The sequence below is a fragment of the Actinoplanes sp. NPDC048967 genome, assembly GCF_040649415.1.
Taxonomy (GTDB): domain Bacteria; phylum Actinomycetota; class Actinomycetes; order Mycobacteriales; family Micromonosporaceae; genus Actinoplanes.
Genome location: NZ_JBEZFL010000003.1, coordinates 1,067,063 through 1,075,965 on the forward strand (window position 1 = coordinate 1,067,063; position 8,903 = coordinate 1,075,965).

At 70.8% G+C, this 8,903-nt stretch carries 5 protein-coding genes and 1 rRNA gene; 2 read left to right on the forward strand and 4 right to left on the reverse strand.

The window, feature by feature from the left end; translation table 11 throughout:
• Positions 1-26: 26 nt before the first annotated feature.
• On the forward strand, positions 27-3,284 hold the full coding sequence (locus tag AB0C12_RS17545) for a VOC family protein (protein ID WP_360548960.1): 3,258 nt from the start codon (positions 27-29) through the stop codon (positions 3,282-3,284).
• A gap of 66 nt (positions 3,285-3,350) precedes the next feature.
• Here the strand turns inward: AB0C12_RS17545 and AB0C12_RS17550 are convergent, their stop codons facing one another.
• The 3 genes from AB0C12_RS17550 to AB0C12_RS17560 are packed head-to-tail and all read right to left on the reverse strand — an operon-like array spanning position 3,351 to position 7,728.
• The gene (locus AB0C12_RS17550; RefSeq protein ID WP_360549064.1) at positions 3,351-3,737 is read right to left on the reverse strand and encodes a DUF4233 domain-containing protein; all 387 of its coding nucleotides are present in this window, start codon (positions 3,735-3,737) and stop codon (positions 3,351-3,353) included.
• Positions 3,738-3,766: 29 nt separating this feature from the next.
• Entirely contained in the window at positions 3,767-5,092 is a 1,326-nt protein-coding gene (locus AB0C12_RS17555; RefSeq protein ID WP_360548962.1) for a folylpolyglutamate synthase/dihydrofolate synthase family protein, read from the reverse strand.
• Positions 5,089-7,728, reverse strand: coding sequence for a valine--tRNA ligase (locus AB0C12_RS17560; protein WP_360548964.1), 2,640 nt, complete (start codon positions 7,726-7,728; stop codon positions 5,089-5,091). The genes AB0C12_RS17555 and AB0C12_RS17560 overlap by 4 nt, the downstream gene beginning before the upstream one ends.
• A 116-nt stretch (positions 7,729-7,844) precedes the next feature.
• Here AB0C12_RS17560 and AB0C12_RS17565 point away from each other — a divergent pair, with 116 nt between their 5' ends.
• On the forward strand, positions 7,845-8,513 hold the full coding sequence (locus AB0C12_RS17565; RefSeq protein ID WP_360548966.1) for a hypothetical protein: 669 nt from the start codon (positions 7,845-7,847) through the stop codon (positions 8,511-8,513).
• Between the two features lie 296 nt (positions 8,514-8,809).
• Here the strand turns inward: AB0C12_RS17565 and rrf are convergent.
• Positions 8,810-8,903 (reverse strand): 5S ribosomal RNA (rrf, locus tag AB0C12_RS17570); the annotation flags it as partial.

An 8,903-nucleotide genomic window follows, 5' to 3' on the forward strand; every position in this document is an offset into this window, starting at 1 on the left:
TGACGGGTACACCCGGGAGGTCCACTGTGGCGAACCAGAACGGCCGGCCGATCGCTCCGGCCCGCAAACTCGTGGCGGCGGTCGTCGGCACGATCGCGGTCTTCGTGATGCTTTTCGGCCTCGGCATGTCGAGCTGGGCGATCGTCGCGCTGGGCCTGGCGATGCTGATCCTGGCGATCGCCCTGGGCATGGTCAACGTGGTCCGGCGCGGCGCCCGCGCCTGGGTGGCAGGATCAGCGCAGGTCAAGGCCATCTCGGAACCTCCCGCAACGGCGATCTACGGCCGCGCGGAGCTGCAGATAGTGATCGTGGCCCCGGGCCTGCCGACGTCGGAGGTGACGGTCCGCGACCCCCGCGTCCCGGTGGCCAAATGGCCGCAGGTGGGCGACACCCTGCCGGTGACGGTGGACGTGGACGACATGCGCCGCGTCCGCATCAACTGGGACGAGGCGGAGACCTACGACCTGGGCACCCAGAACGTCCCCCCGACGTACTACGAGGAAGACCTGCCGGACGACGACCTGCTGGGCGGCGAACCGGAACCCCCGCCGTGGGCGACCCGAGACCGCCAGTGGGGCCGCGGCCCGGACGAGCCGCCGCCCCCGCCGCCGCCGTCGCCGCGCCTGGGCGACCTGGACGGCCCGCCCCCGCCACCCCCGCAGGCAGGCCTGCTGGACGAACCGCCGCCGCCGGTGATCGTCCGCGACTCCCCTGGCGGCCCGATCGTCGAGGGCCAGCTGGTGGAACCGGACTACGACTACACGACGCCGCTGCCGCAACGCGCCCGCACGGCGACGGCCGCGCCGCCGCGCCCGGCGGAAAAACCCCGCCCGAGACCAAGGCCGCACGCGACAGCAACCATGGACCCGGAAGACGACGGTACGGGCACAGAGCCGGCAGCAGCAGCACCGGACCAAGCCCCCACGGCATCCTCCCGGCCGCCCTCGGACTCAGTGGCTTCCGACTCAGTGGCTTCAGACTCAGTCGCTTCGGACTCAGTGGCTTCAGGCCCAGTGGCTTCGGTGGATGACGACCCGGCGCAGCCGGTGCCCGCCCAGCGGACCCGGGAGCACGACCCGGAGATCGACCTGCCCCTGGACGGCGACCCGGAGCCACCTCCGGAACAGCAGACCCGCGCCGCGCGGACGGCCGTGGACGAGGACATCATCGCCCCGCCGGCGACCGACCGCGCGGGCCGCGTCCTGGACGCCGAGGACGACCTTCTGGGGGATCTGGAACCACCGCCGTGGGAGGTCCGTGCCCGGCAGCCGGAATCCCAGAGCGAGACCGCACCCCCGCCGGTCGCCGAGGAACCGCCGCCGGCTGTGCAACCCCGCCCGACGCCCCGGCCACGCCCGGCAGACAACGCGCCACCAGTTGCGGACGACCTCCCCCGCAGCGCCGGCGAGCCACGCAGTGCCGGCGAGCCACGCAGTGCCGGCGAGCCACGCAGTGCCGGCGAGCCACGCAGTGCGGCGCAGACGACCGGCCTGGCGGCGGCTGCGGGGGCGGTGGTGGCTGCGGGGTTCGCCGCGCTGGGCAATGCGTTCCGCAGCAAGAAGCAGGAAGAAGCTCGCCCTACCCCCGACGCCCCACACCCAGCGTCTCGGCGTCCGGGTCCACCTAGCCCGGCCGACCCGGCCGCCGCTACCGGCTCGGTGTCGGCCACCCAGCCGCCGCCGGATGATCCGGACCCGGCGGGGCCGCTCAGCCCTCGCTCGGAGCCCGCTACCCCTCCCCGCCCAGCCACCTCACCCAGCGCCACCTCACCCAGCGCGGCCGCGTCCAGCGCGTCCGCTCAGGACGCGGAGCCGGTCAATGCTCCACGGTCCGCTGCCGAGCCCGGTCCGAGCGCCGGTCCCGCCGCCTACGCCGGCCAGTCCGCGGATGAGCCGACTGCCGAAGCGCCGGCCGCGCCTCGAACCACCGGCTCGCCCGCAGGTGACCGCACCCCAGAAGCCACCGGCCTTGGCGCAGTCTCCGCAACCCGTTCAGCGCCGAGTTCCACCCCGACCCCTGACCGCGCCGCCCAGACCGGGTCCGGCTCCCCGTCCGGCGTCGCAGCCGCGTCCGGCTCCGAAGCCGAATCCGGCGCCGCAACCGGGTCCGGCGCCGCGTCCCGGTCCGGCTCCGAAGCCGAATCCGGCGCTGCATCTGGTCCTGCGGTCGCGACCGGCCCCGATGTTCCCTCGGGGGTCCCTGCCGCAGCCGGCTCCGACGCCGCACCGGGCTCCCCGGCCACCGCAGCCGGTCCTGACGCTGCATCGGGTCCAGCGGCCACCGCAACCGGTCCCGACGCTGCATCGGGTCCAGCGGCCACCGCAACCGGTCCCGACGCTGCATCGGGCCCAGCGGCCACCGCAACCGGTCCCGACGCTGCATCGGGCCCAGCGGCCACCGCAGCCGGCTCCGACGCTGCATCGGGTCCCACGGTCGCGACCGGCCCCGATGTTCCCTCGGGGGTCCCTGCCGCAGCCGGCCCCGACGCCGCACCGGGCTCCCCGGCCACCGCAGCCGGTCTCGGCGCTGCATCGGGCGCAGCGGCGACCGCGGCCGGAGCCGTCTCCGCCACTCATCCCCGGCCGGCAGCCTCGGGACCCCCCGGACAGGTCTACGCATCCCCAACCGCCTTCGGCCCGGGCGGAGGCTCCGGCACCGGCAACCCCGAGGACACCAGACCCCGACCGGAACCCACCCCGATCCGCCCCGGAACCGTCTACGCCGCGGCAACCACAGCCGAACCCACCCAGCAGAATCCCGCACCCCCCGCCGCCCAGCCGAAGCCCGCGACTCCCGCCCCGGCCGGAGGCAAGCGAGGAAGGCCCTGGGCCGATCTCGAAGGCGGCTTCGAACCCGACGAACGCGCCGACGACCTGATCACCGCCTACCCGAGCGCCCGCCCGGGCCCGGCCGGCGCCATCCACGGCGTAGGCATCACGGTGCTGGTCACCAACCTGGAACGCTCAGTGGCGTTCTACCGCCAGCTGCTGGGCTTCTACGAGATCGACAGCGGCTCAGGCGGCGCAGTGCTCGCCTCCGGCGACACGAGGCTGGTTCTCCGTACGGTCCCCGACCTGTCCGGCGTGGCCGGCCGCCTGATCTACCTCAACCTGGAGGTGGGCGACGTCGAAGCGGTCTACGAGGAGCTGAAGGCCAAGGGCGTGAAGTTCGTCCACGGCCCCCGCCCGGTGAACCGAGGCGACAAGCTCGAACTCTGGGCAGCCTCCTTCCACGACCCGGATCAGCACAACATCGCCATCACCCAGTGGCGCGCCATCCGCTGACCAAGCCGTCGCCGGTCCACCCGTTCACAGCAGCGGGTGGACCCCCGACCCGGCCGCGACCGCTGGTCAACCCAGGATCTTGTGCCGTACCGACGTCGCGTAGGCCCAGGTCAACCCGAAGATCAACCCCAGCGCCGCAAGGGACCAGTGCAGCAGTCCGGACGCCAGCAGCAGCACCTGTAGCCCCGTACCCGCATGCCAGGCCCAGCGGCGCCGCATACTTCCGGCCACCAGGGCCGCGACCACTGCCAGGGCCACCACTACCCCGATGCCCCAGCCGCTGAGATCCCCGCCCATGATCCGGATCGGCTGGATCGCCAGCAGCAGGACGATCGCCTCCAGAGCGAGCGTGCCCGCCCCCAGCCCCCGTACCGCCGCCTCGGGATTGCGCAGCCCGGACCGCCGCGGCTCGTCGCCCTCGACCTCGGCCGGCGCCTCCTCGGGCGACGGCACGGGCGAGGCCGGCTCCGGCGGCGGCGTGGTCACTTCTTGAGGAGCTTCCGTGCGTCGGCAACGGTGACGATGGACCCGGTGATCAGCACCGCGACGCCGCTGTGCTCACCGTCGGTGTCCGACTCGGCGAGCACGACCGCTTCCTCGATGGCGTCGGGCATGTTCTGCGTGATCGTCACCCGGTCCTCGCCGAAGATCTGTTCCGCGATCTGGGCGAGCTCGTCGACCGGCATCGCCCGGGGTGAGCTGTTCTGCGTCACGACGACCCGGGCCGCGACCGGCTCCAGCAACTCGAGCAGGCCGGCCACGTCCTTGTCGCCGAGCACCCCGACCACAGCGACGAGGTGACGGAACGCGAACTCTTCCTCGAGCGCGGTCACGGTCGCCGCCATGCCGTGCGGATTGTGCGCACCGTCGAGCAGGATCGTGGGCGCGCTGCGTACCCGTTCGAGCCGGCCCGGCGAGTCGACCCCGCCGAAGCCTTCCCGGACCAGGTCCACGTCGAGCTGCTTGGCCGCGCCGGCGCCGAGGAACGCCTCGACCGCGGCGAGCGCGAGGGCCGCGTTCTGCGCCTGGTGGGCGCCGAAGAGCGGCAGGAAGATCTCGTCGTACACGCCGCCGAGCCCCTGCAACGTCAGCACCTGACCGCCGACTGCCTGGTCCCGCCGGATGACGCCGAACTCACTGCCTTCGCGGGCGACAGTCGCACCGACCTGCGCCGAGCGTTCCAGCAGCGGCCGCATCGCGTCCTCGGTCTGCAACGCGCTGATGACGGTGGCGTCCTTGTGGATGATGCCCGCCTTGGCCCAGGCGATGTCCTCGATCGTGTCGCCTAGCCACTCGGTGTGGTCGAGCCCGATCGGCGTGATGACACAGACGCCGGCCTCGAGGACGTTGGTCGCGTCCTCCTCGCCGCCGAGGCCGACCTCGACCACAGCGATGTCCACGGGCGCGTCGGCGAACGTCGCGTACGCCAGCGCAGTGGTCATGTCGAAGTAGGTCAGCGGCTCGGCCGACCGCTCGTCGATCAGCTGGGCGAGCGGAGCCACCTCGTCGTAAACGGCGGCCAGCCGCTCCTCGGAGATCGGTTCACCGTCGAGGCTGATCCGCTCCCGGACCGTTTCCAGGTGCGGACTCGTGTAGCGACCGGTGTGCAACCCGTGCGCACGCAGCAGGCCGTCGATCATCCGGGCCGTGGACGTCTTGCCGTTGGTCCCGGTCAGATGGATCGACGGGTACGCCCGCTGCGGACTGCCGAGCACGTCCATCAGGTCACGGATCTTCTGCATGTCGAAGGCCATGCGGGTGAAGCCGCGCCCGTCGAGCGCGGCAACCACCTCTTGGTATGTGCTCATGACGAGGGCAACGCTTTCCGGGCCGCCGCAATTCTCGCGAGGTCGGCTTCGGCCGTGGCCAGCCGGTCCTTGATCTTCGCGACGACCTGTTCGGGCGCCTTGCCGACGAACGCGTCGTTGTCGAGCTTGGCCCGGCACTGCGCCGCTTCCTTCTCGGCGGCGGCGTGGTCCTTGTCCAGGCGGGCCCGCTCGGCAGCGACGTCGATGGTGCCCCGGGTGTCGAGGTCGACGGTGATGCCACCGGTGACCGCGAGGGTCGCCGTGGCCGAGAACTCAGGCGTCGGGGCGTCGAGCCGGGCAAGCGCGCGGATCAGCGGCTCGTGCACGTCGATCCCGACGTTGCCGAGGCCGGTGAGCGCGGCGCTGACCCGCTGACCCGGGCGCAGGCCCTGGTCGGAGCGGAAACGCCGCACCTCGGTGACGACCTTCTGCAATGCGGCCAGCTCCTCCTCGGCCACATCGTCGACCCGAGCCTGGTCGGCAACCGGCCAAGCGGCGACGACAACGGACTCGGCACCGGTCAGCACCGTCCACAGCTCCTCGGTGACAAACGGAATCACCGGATGCAACAGACGCAACAGCTGGTCGAGAACGTGCCCGAGCACCCGCCGCGAGCGCGCGGCCTCGACGCCGTCGGTGGCCAGCACGGGCTTGCTGAGCTCCACGTACCAGTCGCAGACGTCGTCCCACGCGAAGTGGTAGAGCGTGTCACAGGCCTTGGCGAACTCGTACGTCGCAAGCTGCTCGTCAACCTCAGCAATGACGTGCTGCAGCCGCGACAGGATCCACTTGTCAACGCTCGACAGCTCCGCCGAAGCCGGCAGCTCCCCCTCGACAGTGGCCCCGTTCATCAGCGCGAAGCGCGTCGCGTTCCACAGCTTGTTGCAGAAGTTGCGCGAGCCCTGGCACCACTCCTCACTGATCGGCACGTCGGAGCCGGGGTTGGCGCCGCGAGCCAGCGTGAAGCGGGTGGCGTCGGCGCCGTACCGGTCGATCCAGTCCAGCGGGTCGACGGCGTTGCCGAAGGACTTCGACATCTTCTTGCCGTGCGCGTCGCGGACCAGCCCGTGCAGGGCCACCACGTCGAACGGCTGCACGCCGTCCATCGCGTACAGGCCGAACATCATCATCCGGGCGACCCAGAAGAACAGGATGTCGTAGCCGGTGACCAGCACGCTGGTCGGGTAGAACTTCGCCAGCGTCTCGGTCTGCTCGGGCCAGCCCATCGTGGAGAACGGCCACAGCCCGGACGAGAACCACGTGTCGAGCACGTCCTCGTCCTGGCGCCAGCCCTCGCCGGTCGGCGGCTGCTCGTCCGGTCCGACGCAGACGACCTCGCCGGCCGGGCCGTACCAGACCGGGATGCGGTGCCCCCACCACAGCTGGCGCGAGATGCACCAGTCGTGCATGTTGTCGACCCACGCGAAGTACCGCTTCGCCAGCTCCGGCGGCTCGATGGTGACCCGGCCGTCCCGGACGGCGTCGCCGGCCGCCTTCGCCAGCGGCCCGGTGTTGACGAACCACTGCAACGACAGCCGCGGCTCCACGGTCGTCTTGCACCGCGAGCAGTGCCCGACCGAGTGCTGGTAAGGCCGCTTCTCAGCAACGATGCGACCCTGCTCACGCAGGGCAGCAACGATCGCGGGCCGAGCCTCATACCGATCAAGCCCCTCAAACGGCCCCGGTACGGTGACGACGGCCCGCTCATCCATGATCGTCAGGCTCGGCAGGTCGTGCCGCCGGCCGATCTCGAAGTCGTTCGGGTCGTGCGCCGGCGTGACCTTGACGGCACCCGTACCGAAAGCCGGGTCGACGTGCTCGTCGGCCACGATCGGGATGCGCCGCCCGGTGAGCGGAAGCTCGACCTCGGTGCCGATCAGGTGCTTGTAGCGCTCATCGTCGGGGTGCACGGCCACCGCGGTGTCACCGAGCATCGTCTCGGCTCGTGTCGTGGCGACAACGATCGCGTTGTCACCGTCGCCGTAGCGGATGGAGACAAGCTCACCGTCGTCGTCGGTGTGCTCCACCTCGATGTCACTGAGCGCGGTGAGACAACGCGGGCACCAGTTGATGATGCGCTCGGCACGGTAGATGAGACCGTCGTCGTACAGCTGCTTGAAGATCGTCTGCACGGCCTTGGAGAGGCCCTCGTCCATGGTGAACCGCTCGCGGCTCCAGTCCACGGAGTCGCCGAGCCGGCGCATCTGCCCGGTGATCGCGCCACCGGACTCGGCCTTCCACTGCCAGACCTTCTCGACGAAGGCCTCCCGGCCCAGGTCGTGGCGGGAGACCTGCTGGGCGGCGAGCTGCCGCTCGACGACGTTCTGAGTGGCGATGCCGGCGTGGTCCATGCCGGGCAGCCACAACACCTCGAAACCCTGCATCCGCTTGAAGCGGCTGAGGGTGTCCATGATGGTGTGCTCGAGGGCGTGGCCGACGTGCATGGAGCCGGTCACGTTGGGCGGCGGGATGACGATGGAGAAGGGCGGCTTCTCACTAGCCGGGTCCGCCGTGAAGTAGCCGGCCGATACCCACTGCTCGTACCGCCGCTGCTCTACCTCGCCCGGCTGGTACTGGGCGGAAAGGCCACCGGTGGGCCGGCTGTCGGGGGTACGGGTGTCGGTTGCTTCGCTCACCCGACAAGTCTACGGAGCCCGTCCGGGAAGCCTGCGATCGCACCGCCTCCCTGTGGACAAGGGTGGGTCTGTGGACAACGCCCGGCGCAGGATCGACGAGTTGTTAGGCTCGCACGATGTCCGAACGCCCTGGCTCCGCTCCACCACCCGAGGCAACACCGGTGGAGATCGCCGCTGACCCGTTCCCCCTCACGGAGTCCACCGGTGAGGACAAGGAAGCGCGGGCGTCCAGGTCAAGGACCAAGACCATCGTGCTGAGCTCACTGCTGGCGGTCAGCCTGGCCGGTGCATCCGTCCTCGGGTACGTGGGCTGGCGCATCGCCTCCCAGAAGGACGCGACTCTGACGATCCCGGCAAAGGTCGCAGGCCTGACCGTCGACAGCAGTGACGAGGGCCGCAGCACAGCGGACTACCTGCAGACGGCCCTGTCAGCAGACGTGGCCTTCGACCGCGCAGTGGGAGCGGTATACACGGACGGCTCGGCCAACGATGTCCTCTTCTTCGGCGGCACAACGCTGTTCTGGACGCCAGAAGATGATCTGGTGACGGCATTCGATCTGGTCTCCGACGACCAGGGTTCGGTGACCGGACTGCACGACGTGCCGGCCGGCCCGCTCGGCGGCACGATGAAGTGCGGCACGACGAAGGCGGACGGAGCCGACATGCCGGTATGCGGCTGGGCCGACCACGGCAGCCTCGCCCTGGCGATGTTCCCGGGCCGCACGGTCGACGACTCAGCGAAGCTGTTCGGCGAGATCCGAGCCGCCGCCCAAAGCCGCAACTAGGCGCGGCACCGTTCGGATTAATCGCTCGTGTGCAGCTGGTCGCAATAGCCGCGGCACGGGCTCACCAACGCCCACGGTGTCGCCCCGGCCCGGCCCGTAAGAGTGTTACCCCGGCCGAACTGCGATGCCCGCAGTGTGGCCCCGGCCCCCGGACTGCCGCAGCGCCTGAGCCACCGCCGGCGGTAATGGTCCCTGGAAACGCAAATGGAGCCCACCCCGACCGGGGGTGAGCTCCACACACATGACAGACAGAAAAGGCCCACACCATCACTGGTGTGGGCCTTCCCTAACGTTAAGTCCGGCGGCGTCCTACTCTCCCACACCCTCCCGAGTGCAGTACCATCGGCGCTGGAGGGCTTAGCTTCCGGGTTCGGAATGAGACCGGGCGTT